Below are 18323 nucleotides of genomic sequence, written 5' to 3' on the forward strand. Positions count from 1 at the left end.
AAAAATCCCGTTTAGCTAATTACTAAACGGGATTTTTATATTTTTAGGTAAAAGATTAAAACCTATTATCACCATCTATCATTCTACCTAAACCACCAAGCAAACTTCCTTCTCCTCTATCCTTTCCACCCATTTGTGGGGCAGATTGAATTATTCTATCTGCTAATCTACTAAATGGTAGCGATTGAATATAAGCTACTCCAGGACCACGAAGCGTTGCAAAGAAAACTCCTTCTCCACCGAAAATGGTGTTTTTAATTCCACCTACAAATTCAATATCATATTGTATATCTTTTGTAAATCCAACGACACAACCTGTGTCTACTTTTAAAACTTCACCTGCTTGTAATTCTCTTCTTGCTAAAGTTCCTCCAGCATGAACGAAAGCCATTCCGTCTCCTTCTAGTTTTTGCATGATGAAACCTTCTCCACCAAATAAACCTCTACCTAATTTTCTTGAAAAGTCAATTCCAACAGAAACACCTTTTGCTGCACAAAGAAATGCATCTTTTTGGCAAACGAATTTTCCACCATATTTATTTAAATCAATTGGTACAATTTTTCCTGGATAAGGTGAAGCAAAAGAAACTTTCTTCTTTCCGTAATCCACATTTTGATAAGCCGTCATAAAGAGACTTTCACCTGTTAAAACTCTTTTTCCAGCTGATAATAATTTACCGAAAATCCCACCTTCTTGTTGACTTCCATCTCCAAATATAGTCTCCATTTTGATGCCATTGTCCATCATCATAAAACTGCCAGCTTCAGCTACAACAATTTCCTGTGGATCCAATTCTATTTCCACATATTGCATTTCTTCTCCATAAATATGGTAATCTATTTCATGTGCTCGCATATCGTAAAAGTTTTAGTTTTTCATTTATTAGTCGAACATCAACAAAAAAAGTTACGTTTATATATTTTCACGCATAAAAAAAAGAGCTAAATTTTAGCTCCTTTCTTAGTTTATTTATACATCAACTTATGGTTGTTTGATAATTTTTTGAACTGTGAACTTATTGTCAGCATTTTGAATTTTTATTAAATAAACGCCATCAGTATATGCAGAAAAATCTAATTTCAATTCTGATTCGTTCGTGTTAAATGATTTTAATAATTTACCATTATATGCATAAATCTCAACATTATTTGATGCTGTCGTTAATCCAGAAATAGTTAATTGTGAAATCACTGGATTAGGATAAACAACAATATTTAATTCAGACAAATCAACAGTTGCATTTGATAATGTACATGAAGTACCATTATTGTTATAATTTGCATTATAAATATCCGTTAAAGCTCCATTATCTATTGAATTACGAAAATCTCCACCAGCCATTCCTGGTTGAGAGGAATTTGGATCAGTACTATTTACAAACAAACGCAATCCATCAACACATGCACCTGATGGAGGAAGAAAAGAAAAAACCAGTATTTCTTGATTAGCTACCAGGTTTGTTTGTTGCCCATTTGACGAAACTCCATGATAATCAACACTTGGCGAAACTGTTGGTGCATATACTTTAGAATTATCACCCCAAGATCCTCCAGCAAAAGCGGTAATCAATAAAGACTGATCAGGAAAACTTGCAGGCACAACTATTGAAATTTGAGAAGGTCCCCAAGTAAAATTATTTTGAGTGAAATTAGGTTTTGCAAAAACTTCGTAGCGAGAATTTGAAACACTATATTTTATTGTTAAATCTATTTGTTGTTGAGCAAAAAGGAATTGCATAACAAATAATGCAGAAAAAAGGAGCGTTTTTTTCATTAATGTTTTATTTTGTCAGTTAAGAAACAAATGTATTAAAAAATTTGTGTGAAATTCTTTTTTTAGGTACAAACAAGACCATTAACACATTAAGTCGATTAAGTGCTTAATAATCTAAAGAAACATAGCCAATATATTTGCTAATCTTAGCTTTTCTTCTGTTAATATAGCCTGAAGAATTTACAGGTTTGAATTTACGTGGATTAGGCAAAATAGCAGCAATTCCGGCCGCTTCAATTCTTGTTATATTTTTAGCATCTTTATGATACCAATGTTGTGAAGCTGCCTGAGCACCATAAACTCCATCACCCATTTCGATGCTATTTAGATAGACTTCCATGATACGTTCTTTGCTCCAAATTAATTCAATAAGAACCGTATAATAAGCTTCTAATCCTTTTCTTAAGTAGCTTCTTCCTTGCCAAAGAAAAACGTTTTTAGCTGTTTGTTGGCTAATAGTGCTTCCTCCTTTTAATTTTTTTCCTTTTTCGTTGCTTTCCATAGCTTTTTGAATGGCTTTAAAATCAAAACCATTGTGCGTTAAGAAGTTTCCGTCTTCACTAGCTATAACTGCTTTTTGTAAATTCGGTGCTATTTCTTCAATAGCTACCCAATCATGACTAGAACGCATTTCCTTTCCTTCAAATTTTTGTTCAATAGCTCTAATCGCCATTAAAGGTGTAAAAGGTACAGGCACAAATTTGAAAAGCAATACTAAAAGAATACTTATAATATTGAACCACAAAAAGGTTTTCCAAACAATTCGTTTTATTTTTTTGAACATATAATTAAATTAAATCCGCTAATTCTTTACCAATTAAACTTCCAATGGCAACTCCCATTCCACCTAAACGAACACCACAATAGACATTGTTTGACAGTTGTTCAACTATTGGTTTTTTGTGATTTCCAACACCCATAATTCCACTCCAACGGTGTTCAATTTCAAAAGGCTGCTTGGGCAAAATTACATCTTTTAACAATTGCTCCAACTTATTTTGAATAATTTCTGTTTGATTTAATTCGGTTGTAGTTTCTTCTTCAAAAGCAAGGTTTCTTCCACCTCCAAATAATATTCTATTTCCTATATTTCTAAAATAATAATAACCTTGATCTAAATGGAAAGTTCCTTTTAGGTCTAACTTTTCAATAGGTTTTGTAATTAACACTTGAGCTCTTGCAGGTTTTACTTGATTATTTGTGAGTTGAGAAGCAAATCCGTTTGTAGCAAAAAGTAGTTTATTTGTTTTAAAAGAAATTTCATTCGTCACAACTTCTACAAATGAATTATTATCAGTGAATGAAGTAACGTTTTGTTGGTTTAAAATTAGAATATCATTGGAAATTGTTTCTTTTAATAAAGCTTGCATCATATTTCCCGTATCAATTTGTCCTTCAAAAGGATTGAAAATTAAATACTCAAAAATCTCCTTAAAATTAAACCTATCCACTTCTTTGGCAAAAACATCCGATTTAAAAATTGGTTTTAAAACATCATTTATGAATGGAATTTTTGAAACACATTGATTATAAAAAGCTTCATCATTTTTTAAAAACAATTCGTATCCACCATAAGGTTTGTAATCAATAACATTATCACCTAATCTTTTTCGTAGTAATTGTAATCCGTCAACTCTTTTTTGAACCAATTGAATAACTTCTTCTTCGGAATGTGTTTTTAAATCATCTATAATTTCTGAAATACTTCCAAAACAGGCAAAACCAGCGTTTTTTGTACTTGCTCCTTGAGGTAATATTCCTCTTTCGAGTACTAAAATTTTACTTTTGGGGAATTTTTCTCTTAAGTTTAAAGCGCAATGCAAGCCTACGATTCCACTTCCAACGATAGTGAAATCAACATTAGAGAACCAGTTTTTTAATTCCCAATAACTTAGTTGCATTTAGTTTTTTATTAAAGGATTAAAAGATTGAAGAATTAAAAGATTATTCTTCTGTTTTTTGCTTTTTGGCTTTTATAGCTTTCATTACTAATGGAAAAGTAGTAACAGCAATAAGAATAAGAATGATTTTTTCTATATGTTGTTTTAAATCTATTCCAAATTCAGTTAAAAATATAGCATATAAATAATGTCCAGCAAAGACTAAAACAAAAGACCAAAGCAATGAACTTAAAACGTTATAAAACATGAATCTCTTTTTTTCCATGTGAACAATTCCTGCTATAATTGGAACAAATGTTCTTATAATTGGAAGAAAACGCGCAAAAATTATGGCTTTTCCTCCATGTTTTTCAAAAAACTCTTGAGATTGATATAAATATTTTTTCTTAAAGAAAAAACTATCTTCTTTAGCATATAAAAATTGACCGCTTCTAGCACCAAACCAATAGCCAAAAATATTTCCTAAAGTTGCAGCTGCTGCTATTAATAAAGCTAAAATAGTAACATTAGAAAAATCGCTTGGGATAAAAAAGAAAGTTTCTACTAATTCTCTACTATAAATACCCGAAAGGAATAACAAACTATCACCTGGTAAAAAGAAACCTGCAAACAAACCTGTTTCAGCAAAAACTATGAACAAAACCATATAAATTCCGATAGGCACACCACCAACTTCCATAGTGATATAGAATTCAGGATTAAATAGTTTTGTCCAATGAAAATCATTCATTTAATTCAGTTTTTATTTCCCATTTATCAATTACAGCTGTTGCTAATGAATTCCCTAAAACATTTGTCATACTTCTTGCCATATCACAAAAATGGTCAATTGGTAAAATCAAAGCAATTCCTTCCGGTGGAATTCCAAACATTGCACATGTAGCTACTATCACTATTAGAGATGCTCTAGGAACTCCTGCAACACCTTTACTCGTTAGCATTAATACTAACAACATAGTTAATTGTTCTCCTAACGTCATTTCTATTCCATATACTTGAGCAATAAAAATACTTGCAAAAGTCATGTACATCATACTGCCATCTAAGTTGAAAGAATAACCTAATGGTAAAGTAAAGGAAACTATTTTATTTTGGCAACCAAATCGTTCTAATTCTTCAACTAATTTTGGAAAAACTGCTTCTGAACTTGTAGTTGAAAAAGCAATAAGTAATGGATTTTTGATGCGTTGTAATAAAACAAACAACCTTTTTCCTAAAAATAAATAACCTACAAGTAATAATATTATCCAAAGAATTATAATACCAATTGAAAATGCTATTAAATAGTTAGCATATAAACTAAAAATTCCAAATCCATGTTTTGCAACTGCAGAAGCCACTGAGCCCAAAACACCAAACGGAGCTACCCACATAATATAAGTAACCATTTTTAAAATAACGTGAGACAAAGTGTCTAGGATTTTAATTACAGGTTTACCTTTTTTACCTAGTGAAGCTAATGCGATTCCAAAAAGAATTGAAAAAATTACAATTTGAAGAATTTCATTAGTTGCCAGTGCCTCAAAAAGACTTTTTGGCACTAAATGTTTAATAAATTCTTCTAGTGAAAACGTTTGTGTTTTTTCTAATAAATCAGAAGCACCATCTAATTCATTTAAAGAAATATTGGTATTTAAACCTGGTTTTAAAGTGTTTACCAAAACCAATCCTAACAACAATGAAACTAGAGATGCTGTTATGAACCAAGCCATTGCTTTTCCTCCAACACGACCTACCATTTTTAAATCACCCATTTTTGCAATACCAACAACTAACGTTGAAAAAACTAATGGAGCAATTATCATTTGAACCATACGTATAAATACAGTTCCTAAAAGCTTAATGTTTTTTGAAAAATCTTCTTGATAAGAAGGAAAATAATAATGAACTAATGCGCCTAAAAAGACACCAAATACTAATGAAATTAGTATTGCAATGAATAATTTATTGTTCTTCACCGAATAAATATTTTTTCAGTAAATGTATATAAAAAACTAATTCATTATTGGAGTTTATTTACAGATTTTGCTACTACCATAGAAACGGCAGCATCACCTGTAACATTGACAGTTGTTCTACACATATCTAATGGCCTATCAATAGCAAAAATTAAGGCTAAACCTGCTTCAGGAATTCCTGCTTGTGCTAAAACAATAACCAACATAACCATTCCAGCTCCAGGAACAGCTGCGCTTCCAATTGAGGCTAGGGTTGCGGTAACAATAATACCTAATTGAGCTCCGAGTGATAAATCCATACCAAAAGCTTGAGCAATAAAAACAGCTGCAACGGCTTGATATAAACTAGTTCCATCCATATTAATTGTAGCACCAATTGGTAAAACAAAACTAGCAACTTCGTCATCTACTCCTAGATTATCTACTACTCTTTCCATAGTAACTGGTAAAGTTGCTGCAGAAGAACTTGTTGAAAAGGCTAATAATTGTGCTGGGGCAATTCCATTAAGGAAAAAAGAAGCGTCTTTTCTAGCCAATACTTTTACGATTAAAACATACACTCCAATCATTAAAGTCAAACCTATTAATACAGACAAACCATACATTCCTAAAGCTTTAAATAAATCTAAACTTGGAGATTCTGCAACTAGTGATGCTAACAATGCAAAAACCCCAAAAGGAGCAGCTAACATTATTAAATCAATCATTTTAAGAATAATTTCATTGAAGCCGTCAAAAAAATCTTTTACTGGTTTAGCCGTTTTTTCTGGAATCAATATCATACAAACTCCAAAAAATATAGCAAAAAATATTACTTGCAACATGTTTCCATTATCTGTAGTAGCTTTCATTATATTGTCTGGCACTATATCTTCTAACGCTTGTAATGGTCCAGCTTCATTTTGCTTGTTTGCAGCTTCAATTTTAGAATTTGCATCACCAGCAAAATTGGTTAAAAGTTCTGTTCGTGTTTCTTCTGAAATATATTCTCCAGGCTTAATAATATTTACAATTGCTAAACCAATAGAAACCGCTAAAATAGTTGTCATTATATAAAGTCCGATAGTTCTTCCTCCCATTTTAGAAAGTTTAGAAATATCTTTTAAATCTGAAACTCCTTTAATTAAAGATCCTAAAATTAAAGGAACAGCGATAAGTTTTAATAAGTTAATAAAAATGTTACCAAAAGGTTTTATCCAATCGACAATAAATTGCTTTCCCCAGTCAAATTGTACTAATAAAAAGGCAAATAATACCCCTAAACCCATACCAATCAAAATCTGCCAATGCAAAGCTAATTTTCTCATTTTTATACTTTTTAAATTTAAAACGTGAAAATACTTATATTTTTTTTAAAATATTAGCTAAATGGATATAATTATTGCCTTTAACTGAAATAAAAACAATTTAACCGTTAACAATATTTCAATCATACTGTGAATAATTTATGAATCTTTTACGGTATTCACGTATATATTGTCAAATTGTTAACATCTTTTGTTTTTTAATGTAAAACAAACACTGCTTTCAAATAAATTTGACGTCTAATTAACCCAAATTCATAATATATATGAAACACAAATTACTTTCGGTAGCCTTGTTGGCTGTTGTGAGTTTTTCTTTCGCTCAAGAAAAAAACTCCTTATGGAATTCTTCTAAAAAAAGCAATGTAGTTTTGTTAGAAAGCAAAATGCAATTGCCTCAAAAAAATCTTTTCGATTTAAACGTAAATGAGTTAAAAAACCTAGTAGATCACTCGCCTCAGAGGAATACTTTGAATATAAAATCAAATATTATCATCTCTATGCCAAATGCAGATGGTGAATTTGAACGTTTCGGTATTTATGAAAACTCAATAATGGAACCTGCTCTTGCCGCTCAATATCCAGAAATAAAATCATATATTGGAATTGGAATAGATAATCCTTCAACTTCAGTTTATTTTAGCATTTCGCCTCTTGGATTTAAATCTATGACTTTATATGCAGATAAGTCTCCGGTTTTTATTGAACCTTATTCACAAGATTTAAATACATATTCTGTTTATAAAAAATCAGATAAAAAGCAAGCATTCACAGCTTTTGAGTGTTCAATGATAGATGAAATAGCACCAGAAATTGATTCAAGTTTACTAAGACCAAATGCTGATGATGCAAAACTAAGAACTTTCAGATTAGCTATGTCAGTTACAGGTGAATATACTACCTATTTCGGAGGAACTAAAGCTCTAGCATTAGCAGCAATTAACAATACAATGACTAGAGTTAATGCTATTTTTGAAAAAGATTTTTCTGCAAGAATGGTTTTAATTGCTAATAACGATGCGGTCATATATACAAATGCCTCAACAGATCCTTATTCAGTATCAAGTAGCATGGCAAATTGGAATGCTCAATTACAATCAACTTTAACCTCTGTTATAGGAGAAGCAAATTATGATGTAGGTCATTTATTTGGCGCAAGTGGTGGTGGTGGAAATGCAGGCTGTATTGGTTGTGTTTGTGTAAACGGAAGCAAAGGAAGTGGCTATACTTCTCCAGCGGATGGCGTTCCAAGTGGAGATAATTTTGATGTAGACTATGTAGCTCATGAACTAGGTCATCAATTTGGAGCAAATCATACTTTTACACATAGTAATGAAGGTTCAGGAGTTCAAATGGAACCAGGTTCAGGTTCAACAATTATGGGTTACGCTGGTATAACTTCTTTAGATGTTCAACCACATTCCGATGCTTATTTTCATGCTGTAAGTATTCAACAAGTTACAAACAATATTAAAGTTAAAACTTGTCCGGTTTCCACCAATACTGGAAATGCAATTCCAACGGCAAGTGCTGGTTTAGATTATACCATTCCAAAAAGCACACCTTTTATGTTAACAGGAGTTGGAACAGATGCAAACGGAGATTCTTTAACATACAATTGGGAGCAAATGGATTCTCAAACTACAGCAGCTGTGCCAAGCGCAACAAAAACTACTGGTGTAAATTTTAGATCTTATACCGCTACAACTTCATCAACAAGATATTTTCCAAGGATGTCTTCTGTATTAACAGGAGCTACTACAACTGCTGGATCAGAATTAACAGTTGAGGCATTGTCTTCTGTGGCAAGAACATTAAATTTTAGGTTAACTGTAAGAGATAATAGAGCTGGTGGTTCTGGAAACAATAGTGACGACATGATAGTAACAGTTAATACAACTGCTGGTCCTTTTACTGTAAGTTCTCCAAACACTGCTGTTTCTTATGTAGGCGGAAGCACACAAACAGTTACTTGGACTGTTGCAGGTACGACTGCAAATGGTGTTAATTGTGCTAATGTTGATATTCTAATCTCAACAAATGCAGGAAACACTTGGTCAACTTTATTAGCTTCTACTCCAAATGATGGTTCACAAGCTGTAACAATTCCAAATACTGCTGGAACTCAAAACAGAATTATGGTTAAAGGAACTAATCATATTTTCTTTGATGTTTCTAATGCTAACTTTACAATTACTGCTGGATCAACTGGTGACACAGCAGCACCAACAGCACCAACAGCATCAGCTTCTGGAACTACTCAAACTACCACAAACTTAAGCTGGTCTGGAGCTTCAGACAATGTTGGTGTAACAAGTTATGATGTGTATAGAGGAGCTACTTTATTAGGTTCAACGGCTTCAACTTCTTATGCCGTAACAGGTTTAACGGCTTCAACTGCTTACACTTTTTCTATAAAAGCAAAAGATGCAGCTGGTAATATTTCTGTTTCAAGTAATACTGTATCAATTACAACTTTAGCAAACGCAGGAGACACAACTGCTCCATCAACTCCAACAAGTTTAACTGCTTCTGGAACTACTCAAACAACAACAACTTTAAATTGGACTGCTTCTACTGACAATGTGGGTGTAGCTGGATATGATATTTATAGTGGTGCAAGTTTATTAGGAAACGTAGCAGGAACTTCGGCTAACATAACAGGTTTAGTAGCTTCAACATCTTATACTTTTTCTGTAAAAGCTAAAGATGCAGCAGGAAACACTTCTGCTTCTAGCAATGTGGTTTCAGTAACAACTCTTTCAAATGCTTTAACTTATTGTGCTTCACAAGGAAATAGTACTGCAGATGAAAAAATCGGAAAAGTAGTTTTTGGTACAATTAACAATACATCAACTGGAACTGCTGGTTATGAGAATTTTACTTCTTTATCTACAAGTGTTAACAAAAGTTCTGGTTATACAATTACAATAACACCTTCTTGGACAAGCACTAAATATAGCGAAGGTTATGCTGTTTTTATTGATTACAATCAAGATGGTGATTTTGCTGATGCTGGTGAAACAGTTTGGACAAAAACGGCTTCAACAACAACCCCTGTGAGTGGTTCAATTACCATTCCAGCTACTGCTTTAAGTGGCTCAACTAGAATGAGAGTTGCAATGAAATACAACGGCGTTCCAACGTCTTGTGAAGCATTTTCTTATGGACAAGTGGAAGATTATACAGTCGTAATTGGTGGAACAGGAAAAGAAATAGTTTCAACTACAACTGAAAATAATATAGTTGACATTAAATTATATCCAAATCCAACAAGTTCTGTATTATATATTTCAACTGTTTCAGAAAATACAGCTGTTAAAATATATAATATGCAAGGACAAACAGTTTACAATGGAGCAATTAGAAATAATAATTTAGATGTTTCTAATTTACCTGTCGGAACTTATATGTTAGAAATTGACTATAATAATTCTAAAATTGTAAAAAGATTTATCAGACAATAATAATATTTTATTACTTATTAAAAGGTCTTCTCAAAAGGAAGACCTTTTTTTATTCTCTTTATTTATGTAATTTTATCAATTCAAATTTTAGAATATTTTATATGAAAAATTTAGTTTTAATTGCATTATTTATGATATCAACTACAGGAATAGCCCAGGAAATTATGACTCCAGAAACATTATGGAAATTAGGTAGAGTTTCTGCATTAGGTATTTCAAAAGACGGAAAAGCAATAATATATAAAGTTTCAAAACCTGATATGGTTGAAAATAAATTAAATTCAACTTATTATTCTATTCCCATTTCTGGTGGAAAAGCTAAAGATATTAAGGAATACAAATCTCTTTTAGATGATAAAAACATCCTTAATGGAAAAACTATTTCACATAAAGAAATTAAAATAGATAAGGTTTTAGGAAAGGATTTTTATCCTGAATTAGACAAATCAAATGTTCAAATTTATGAAGGTTTAGATTATCGTCATTGGGACACTTGGAACGAAGGAAATCACAATCATATTTTTGTAAATGATGAAGATATTATGGCAAATGAGCCTTACGATTCTCCTCAAAAACCTTTTGGTGGTGACGAAGATTATATTTTTTCACCTGATGGAAAAAAAATTATTTATGTAAGTAAGAAAAAAGCTGGGACAGCTTATGCAACTTCTACAAATACAAATTTGTACGAATACGACATAGAATCTAAAACCACTAAAAACCTTACGGAAAAAAACTTAGGATATGATGTTGCTCCACAATATTCACCAAATGGAGATTTATCTTGGTTACAAATGAAACGTGATGGCTATGAAGCCGACAAAAACGACATTATCGTTCGACAAAAAGGGTTAGATATCAATTTAACAAGCAATTGGGACGGAACTGTAGATAGTTTCATGTGGGGTAAAGATGGGAAAAAAGTCTATTTTATTGCTGCAATTGATGGAACTAAACAATTATTTGAGGTTAATTTTCCGGGTTTGACTAAAATTATGATTCGTGTAAATCAAATCACAAAAGGAGATTTTGATATTAATAGTTTTGTAGGTTTTGATGCTTCAAAAATCATTGTAACTCGTGGTGACATGAATCATGCCAGTGAGATTTATTCTTATGATTTGAAAAGTTCAGCGTGGAATCAAATCACGAAAGTGAATGATGCTATTTATTCTAAAATTTCAAAATGCACAACTGAAAGAAGATATGTAACTACAACAGATGGGAAAAAAATGTTGGTTTGGGTAATTTTACCTCCAAATTTTGATGCTTCAAAAAAATATCCAACACTTTTATATTGTCAAGGTGGTCCGCAAAGTGCATTGACACAATTTTATTCTTTTAGATGGAATTTTCAAGTTATGGCATCTCAAGGTTATGTTGTAGTTGCTCCAAACAGAAGAGGAATGCCTGGTCACGGAGTTGAATGGAACGAAAAAATTAGTGGTGATTGGGGTGGACAAGTAATGGATGATTATTTATCAGCTATTGATGATGTTTCTAAAGAAAGTTATGTTGATAAAGAAAGATTAGGAGCTATTGGAGCCAGTTACGGTGGTTATTCAGTCTTTTATTTAGCTGGGATTCACAATAACAGATTCAAAACATTCATTTCGCATGCCGGAATTTTCAACACACAAAGTATGTATGGAACAACCGAAGAAGTTTTCTTTACTCATTATGATTCAGGTGGTGCTTATTGGGAAAATGAGAATAAAATTGCTCAAAAAACTTATAATGAATTCAATCCAATTACTTTGATAAACAAATGGAATACTCCAATTTTTATCATTCAAGGTGGAGTTGATTATCGTGTGCCCATTGGACAAAGTCAAGAAGCTTTTCAAGCAGCACAATTAAAAGGAATTAAAAGTAAATTTATGGTTTTCCCAGAAGAGAATCATTGGATTTTAAAACCCCAAAACGGTTTAGTATGGCAACGCGAGTTTTTTAAATGGCTTGAAGAAACCCTTTAATTTAAGTATGAAGATTAACACTTTTTGAATGTAGAAGCTATTAAAGTCGAATAGTTAAAAAATCTAAATAACGATAAAAGTAAGCTTAAAAAAAATGCTCAATTTTCATTGAGCGTTTTTTTATTCTTATTCTTCAACTTTATCTTTCATTACAAAAGATTCCATGAATTTAGTAGTATAGTTTCCAGATACATAATCTGGCTCATCCATTAATTGTCTGTGAAAAGGAATTGTTGTTTTTATACCTTCAATTACAAATTCATCTAAAGCACGTTTCATTTTGTTGATTGCCTCTTCTCTCGTTTGAGCGGTTGTAATCAACTTAGCAATCATTGAATCGTAATTTGGTGGAATTGTATATCCAGCATAAACATGAGTGTCTAAACGAACTCCATGTCCACCTGGTGTATGAAGTGTAGTGATTTTTCCTGGTGAAGGTCTAAAATCATTATAAGGATCTTCAGCATTAATACGACATTCAATTGAATGCATCATTGGAAAATAGTTTTTACCAGAAATTGGAATTCCAGCAGCTACCATAATTTGTTCGCGTATTAAATCAAAATCAATTACTTGCTCTGTTATAGGATGCTCCACTTGAATACGAGTATTCATTTCCATAAAGAAGAAATTCCTGTGTTTGTCCACTAGAAATTCTACTGTGCCTGCTCCTTCATACTTAATGTATTCGGCAGCTTTTACGGCAGCTTCTCCCATTGCATTTCGCAATTCATCTGTCATAAAAGGAGAAGGTGTTTCTTCCGTTAACTTTTGATGACGACGTTGAACTGAACAATCTCTTTCTGACAAATGACAAGCTTTACCGAATGAATCTCCTACTACTTGAATTTCAATATGTCTAGGCTCTTCAATAAGTTTCTCCATGTACATGTCATCATTTCCAAAAGCAGCTTTACTTTCTTGTCTAGCTGATTCCCATGCATTTTTTAAATCTTCTTTCTTCCAAATGGCGCGCATACCTTTTCCACCACCACCTGCAGAAGCTTTAAGCATTACAGGATAACCAGTTTCTTTAGCTATTTTTTCACATTCTTCAAAAGTTTCAATAATTCCTTCACTTCCGGGTACACAAGGTACACCTGCTTCAATCATAGTTGATTTTGCGTTGGCTTTGTCTCCCATTCTATCAATCATTTCTGGAGAAGCTCCAATAAATTTGATACCGTGTTCTTGACAAATTTTAGAAAATTTAGCATTTTCAGAAAGAAAACCATATCCTGGATGAATAGCGTCTGCATTTGTTATTTCTGCAGCTGCTATAATATTTGACATCTTTAGGTAAGAAAGATTACTTGGTGGAGGACCAATACACACAGCTTCATCTGCGAAACGTACGTGCAAACTTTCAGCATCAGCAGTTGAATAAACAGCTACTGTTTTTATACCCATTTCTTTACAAGTTCTAATTACACGTAATGCAATTTCACCTCTGTTGGCTATTAATATTTTTTTAAACATCTAATTTGAGTTATGAGTTATGAGTTATGAGTTTTTCTTAAATCATGATTGGCACAAACCAAATCACAATTTATAATTCATAATTAATAATTTATTAAGATGGATCTACTAAAAATAATGGTTGATCAAACTCTACTGGAGAAGAATCATCTACTAAAATTTTAACAATTTTTCCAGAAATTTCTGATTCGATTTCGTTGAATAATTTCATTGCTTCAATTACACAAACCACATCTCCTTTTGAAATTGTGCTTCCAACTTCAACAAAAACGGGTTTGTCTGGAGAAGGTTTTCTATACAATGTCCCAATTATTGGAGACTTTATAGTAATGTATTTTGAGTCTTCGTTTACTTCTACTACTGCTACAGGAGTTGTTGCTGGTGCTGGCGCTGCTGGTGCTTGAGATACAGGCATTTGTTGCACATAAGTAGTTGTAGGCTCTGATCCTTCTAAAGTGGTTTTGATGGTGATTTTGAAATCATCCATTTCCAATTTCACTTCTGTTGCACCTGATTTTGATACAAATTTGATTAAATTTTGAATTTCTCTAATATCCATGTTATTAAAATTTGATTTAGTTAGTTTGTTATTGTTTGTTATATGCCCATTTTAGATAGATAGCTCCCCAAGTGAAACCACCTCCAAAAGCGGCAAATATTAAATTATCCCCTTTTTTTAATTGACTTTCAAAATCACTTAATAATAAAGGTAAAGTCGCAGAAGTAGTATTTCCATATCTATGAATGTTTACTAAAACTTTTTCTTGTTCTAATCCTATTCTATTGGCTGTTGCATCAATAATTCTTCTATTAGCTTGATGGGCTACTAACCAATTAACATCTTCTTTTGTAAGATTGTTACGTTGCATTATTTTTTCGCTAACATCAGCCATACCTGAAACAGCATATTTAAAAACTGTTTTTCCATCTTGTTGTACAAAATGTTTCCTGCTTTTTACCGTTTCTTCAGAAGGAGGCATTATAGATCCACCAGCTTCAATTTTTAAGAAATCTCTTCCAACACCATCACTTCTTAGGAATTCGTCTTGTAACCCTAATCCTTCTTCATTAGGCTCAAACAAAACTGCACCTGCACCATCACCAAAGATAATACAAGTAGACCTATCTGTATAATCAATGATTGAAGACATTTTATCAGCTCCAATTAACAATATTTTTTTATATCTTCCTGATTGTATGTGTGCTGCAGCGGTTGACATTCCAAATAAGAAACTAGAACATGCTGCTTGTAAATCATATGCAAACGCATTAGTTGCTCCTATTTGAGAGGCAACATAAACACCAGTTGCCGCAACAGGCATATCTGGAGTTGTAGTAGCCAAAATCACCATATCTATTTCATTAGGGTCAATATTAGCTCTTTCAATTAAATTTTGTGCTGCTTTTATAGCCAAGTAAGATGTTCCTTGACCTTCTTCTTTGAGAATTCTTCGCTCTTTGATTCCTGTTCTTGAAGTAATCCATTCATCATTAGTATCTACCAAAGTTTCTAGCACTTTATTAGACATAACAAAATCTGGAACATAGGACCCAACGGCTGTTATTGCGGCTGTTATTTTATTCATAAATATAATTTTTCTTTTCAAATGTTACCATTTGATTAGTTGTGAAAATTACAAAAAAAAAATTAAACCCTATTAAATCCTTGATTATAATTATCAACGATTTAATAAATCAAAAAAAAACTCTCACACTGTGAGAGTTTTTCTCTATTTTTTAAAACAATTAAGCTACTGCTTCAGATTTGTCTATTACAACTTGTCCTCTGTAGTACATTTTACCTTCGTGCCAGTAAGCTCTGTGGTATAAATGTGCTTCACCAGTTATTGGGCAAGTAGCAATTTGTGCAGGAGTTGCTTTATAATGTGTTCTTCTCTTATCTCTTCTTGTTTTGGAGATTTTTCTCTTTGGATGTGCCATTTTACTATATTATTTATCCGTTAATAGTTTCTTTAAATCGTCCCATCTTGGGTCGGTATCTTTATTTTCTTCTTCTTTAATTTCTGTTGGAGCTAGATTATTCAAAACTTCTAATGCTTTAGAATCTAGTGTTCCGTCTTTAACTCCAGGATGAACTCTTTTCGTTGGAACTGAAAGTATAATTGACTCATATATGTATTGAGCAACATTAAATTCATATTCACCGTGAGGCAATGTCAATATTTCCTCATTTTCATCATTAAAAGCATCTCCAAACTTAACAATTAAGTTTATTTTTCCTTTTATTGGCAAGTCAAAATCTTCATTAGTTAAATCACATGGAACATTTACGGTTCCGTTATGCTTAATTTCTAATTCAAGCATCATGTTTTTCTTATCTAATAAGATCTCAACTTTTATATCTGAAGTATTATATTCATCAAACTCAAAGCATCCAAAGAACGAATTATCTATCTGATAATCAAACTGGTGTTTCCCTAGTTTTAACCCAACGAATTGAATTAAATATTCTTTTAAATTATTCATTTCAACAGTTTTTCCCTTTTTAAAGGAGTGCAAAGATATAAAATATTTATAAAATAAAACTAGTTGTCAACTTTTTTTTGTTTATAACTAATTATTTACTCGCAATTAAAGGATTATTTGTCAATTCTTTATATTCATTTCTTTTATTATACACATCAATAGCTAAGTATAAAGCTTCTCTAAACGAACTTTCATTTGCTTTATTTTTTCCAGCGATATCAAAAGCTGTTCCATGATCAGGAGAAGTCCTAATCTTACTTAAACCTGCAGTATAATTAACACCGCTACCAAAAGACATTGTCTTAAACGGAATCAAACCTTGATCATGATACACTGCTAAAACAGCATCATATTGTTTATATTGATTGCTTCCAAAAAAACTATCTGCCGAATAAGGTCCAAAAACCATAATTCCTGAATCATAAATCTTTTTTAAAGCCGGTTTAATAATATCTTCATCTTCTTTGCCAATTACACCATTATCACCAGCATGAGGATTAAGTCCTAAAACAGCAATTTTTGGCTTTTCAATTCTAAAGTCTTGTTTTAAGGTATCATTTACAATTTTAACTTTTTTTGATATGAGCTCTTCGTTCAAATGCTTTGCAACATCATTAACCGGAACATGATCTGTTAACAATCCAACTCTCAAATTTTCATGAATCATAAACATAAGAGCGTTTTCATTAAACTCTTTTGCTAAATAATCTGTGTGCCCAGGAAATTTAAATTCATCAGACTGAATATTGTATTTATTAATAGGTGCTGTTAGCAGTACGTCAACTTTGTCTTCCTTTAAAGCTTTGGTAGCTGCAAAAAAAGATTTTATAGCAAATTTACCAACTTCATTATCATTTTTACCAAATTCAATATTTACTGGTTCTTTCCAAACATTTAAAACATTAATTTTTCCAATAACAAGTTGATCTAAAGAATCAATTCCATGAAAATTCAGTGTTAATTCATAAACTTTCTTTAAGTAGGACATTATTTTTACATTGGCAAAAATGACAGGTGTACATAATTCTAACATTCTGTTATCCTCGAATGTTTTAAGGACAACTTCACTTCCAATGCCGTTTAAATCTCCAATTGATATTCCAACGATAATATTTTCTGCTATTTTAACCATTATAAAGAGTAATTTATGCTATTTTTGAACTACAAATTTAGTAAAATTAAATCAGTTATGTTTACAGGAATAGTAGAAACAATAGGAATAATAAAAAACATTAGTCAAGACCAAGAAAACCTCAACTTAACAATTGAATCAAAAATCACTAATGAATTAAAGATTGACCAAAGTATTGCACATAATGGCATATGCTTAACAGTTGTGGAGATTAAGGAAAAACTTTATAAAGTCACAGCCATTAAAGAGACAATTGAAAAAACAACAATTGGAAATTGGAAAATAGACGATTTGGTAAATATCGAAAGAGCGATGATATTAGGCTCAAGGCTTGATGGGCATATTGTTCAAGGCCATGTAGATCAAATTGGAGTTTGTAAAAATATAAAAGAAGCTGATGGAAGTTGGTATTTCACTTTTGAGTATGATAAAGCTTTGGGCAACGTTACTATTGAAAAAGGGTCGATAACAGTAAACGGTACAAGCTTGACTGTTATCAATTCTAAATTAAATGAATTTAGTGTTGCAATCATTCCTTACACTTATGAAAACACGATTTTTTCTACAATAAAAATTGGTAATAGTGTAAATTTAGAGTTTGATGTTATAGGAAAATACGTTAAAAGACTAACTGAATTAGGCGTTTACAACAAATAATTAAGCTTTTTTATTAAAGGCAGAATGTTTTTTAAGAAAAATAAACGAGAAAATAATTCCAAACAACACCATTAAAAAAAGGCTTCCGTCTATAGGAAAACCCGGAGGTGGTGGTGTACCAGCCGGAGGTGGCGGTGGACTTTGTTTAGCCATACCAGAAAACCCTACCATTAAAAAGCTGATTATAA

17 protein-coding genes are annotated in these 18323 nt (G+C 31.9%); 3 read left to right on the forward strand and 14 right to left on the reverse strand.

Annotated elements, in window-relative coordinates; translation table 11 throughout:
- Positions 1-55: 55 nt before the first annotated feature.
- The 7 genes from G507_RS0105790 to G507_RS0105820 form a co-directional block, all read right to left on the reverse strand.
- Entirely contained in the window at positions 56-856 is an 801-nt protein-coding gene (locus tag G507_RS0105790; RefSeq protein WP_026716609.1) for a TIGR00266 family protein, read from the reverse strand.
- A gap of 126 nt (positions 857-982) precedes the next feature.
- Positions 983-1774, reverse strand: a complete 792-nt coding sequence (locus tag G507_RS16480; protein ID WP_084518938.1) for a T9SS type A sorting domain-containing protein — start codon at positions 1772-1774, stop codon at positions 983-985.
- A gap of 106 nt (positions 1775-1880) precedes the next feature.
- Complete coding sequence (mtgA, locus tag G507_RS0105800; RefSeq protein WP_026716610.1) at positions 1881-2558, reverse strand: monofunctional biosynthetic peptidoglycan transglycosylase; 678 nt, start codon at positions 2556-2558, stop codon at positions 1881-1883.
- 4 nt (positions 2559-2562) lie between these two features.
- Complete coding sequence (locus tag G507_RS0105805) at positions 2563-3675, reverse strand: NAD(P)/FAD-dependent oxidoreductase (RefSeq protein WP_026716611.1); 1113 nt, start codon at positions 3673-3675, stop codon at positions 2563-2565.
- A 43-nt stretch (positions 3676-3718) separates the two neighbouring features.
- Complete coding sequence (locus G507_RS0105810) at positions 3719-4405, reverse strand: DedA family protein (RefSeq protein ID WP_026716612.1); 687 nt, start codon at positions 4403-4405, stop codon at positions 3719-3721.
- On the reverse strand, positions 4398-5633 hold the full coding sequence (locus tag G507_RS0105815; protein WP_035665720.1) for a dicarboxylate/amino acid:cation symporter: 1236 nt from the start codon (positions 5631-5633) through the stop codon (positions 4398-4400). Before G507_RS0105815 ends, G507_RS0105810 begins: the two co-directional genes overlap by 8 nt.
- Before the next feature lie 44 nt (positions 5634-5677).
- The gene (locus G507_RS0105820) at positions 5678-6940 is read right to left on the reverse strand and encodes a dicarboxylate/amino acid:cation symporter (protein ID WP_026716614.1); all 1263 of its coding nucleotides are present in this window, start codon (positions 6938-6940) and stop codon (positions 5678-5680) included.
- A 263-nt stretch (positions 6941-7203) separates the two neighbouring features.
- On the opposite strand from G507_RS0105820, the gene G507_RS0105825 reads away from it, so the two are divergent.
- Both G507_RS0105825 and G507_RS0105830 read left to right on the forward strand, forming a co-directional pair.
- Positions 7204-10404, forward strand: coding sequence for a reprolysin-like metallopeptidase (locus G507_RS0105825; protein ID WP_026716615.1), 3201 nt, complete (start codon positions 7204-7206; stop codon positions 10402-10404).
- 101 nt (positions 10405-10505) lie between these two features.
- Positions 10506-12380: a S9 family peptidase gene (locus G507_RS0105830; RefSeq protein ID WP_026716616.1), complete on the forward strand. Its 1875-nt coding sequence runs from the start codon at positions 10506-10508 to the stop codon at positions 12378-12380.
- A 126-nt stretch (positions 12381-12506) separates the two neighbouring features.
- On the opposite strand, the gene accC is transcribed toward G507_RS0105830, so the two are convergent.
- From accC to pdxA, 6 genes are all read right to left on the reverse strand, one after another.
- Entirely contained in the window at positions 12507-13859 is a 1353-nt protein-coding gene (gene accC / locus G507_RS0105835; protein ID WP_026716617.1) for an acetyl-CoA carboxylase biotin carboxylase subunit, read from the reverse strand.
- A 94-nt stretch (positions 13860-13953) separates the two neighbouring features.
- Positions 13954-14418, reverse strand: coding sequence for an acetyl-CoA carboxylase biotin carboxyl carrier protein (gene accB, locus G507_RS0105840; RefSeq protein WP_026716618.1), 465 nt, complete (start codon positions 14416-14418; stop codon positions 13954-13956).
- A 28-nt stretch (positions 14419-14446) separates the two neighbouring features.
- Positions 14447-15445: a beta-ketoacyl-ACP synthase III gene (locus G507_RS0105845; RefSeq protein ID WP_026716619.1), complete on the reverse strand. Its 999-nt coding sequence runs from the start codon at positions 15443-15445 to the stop codon at positions 14447-14449.
- A 160-nt stretch (positions 15446-15605) separates the two neighbouring features.
- Entirely contained in the window at positions 15606-15800 is a 195-nt protein-coding gene (gene rpmF, locus G507_RS0105850; protein ID WP_026716620.1) for a 50S ribosomal protein L32, read from the reverse strand.
- Between the two features lie 9 nt (positions 15801-15809).
- Positions 15810-16346 (reverse strand): YceD family protein, encoded by a 537-nt coding sequence (locus G507_RS0105855; RefSeq protein WP_026716621.1) that lies wholly within the window; start codon positions 16344-16346, stop codon positions 15810-15812.
- A gap of 91 nt (positions 16347-16437) precedes the next feature.
- Positions 16438-17478, reverse strand: a complete 1041-nt coding sequence (gene pdxA, locus G507_RS0105860; protein WP_026716622.1) for a 4-hydroxythreonine-4-phosphate dehydrogenase PdxA — start codon at positions 17476-17478, stop codon at positions 16438-16440.
- Between the two features lie 57 nt (positions 17479-17535).
- Here pdxA and G507_RS0105865 point away from each other — a divergent pair, with 57 nt between their 5' ends.
- Positions 17536-18135 (forward strand): riboflavin synthase, encoded by a 600-nt coding sequence (locus G507_RS0105865; protein WP_026716623.1) that lies wholly within the window; start codon positions 17536-17538, stop codon positions 18133-18135.
- Here the strand turns inward: G507_RS0105865 and G507_RS17750 are convergent, their stop codons facing one another.
- Positions 18136-18306, reverse strand: coding sequence for a hypothetical protein (locus tag G507_RS17750; protein ID WP_169627281.1), 171 nt, complete (start codon positions 18304-18306; stop codon positions 18136-18138). It lies immediately after the preceding gene.
- Positions 18307-18323 lie beyond the last annotated feature (17 nt).

Origin of the sequence: Flavobacterium gelidilacus DSM 15343, assembly GCF_000422685.1 — a bacterium.
Classification (GTDB): Bacteria; Bacteroidota; Bacteroidia; order Flavobacteriales; family Flavobacteriaceae; genus Flavobacterium; species Flavobacterium gelidilacus.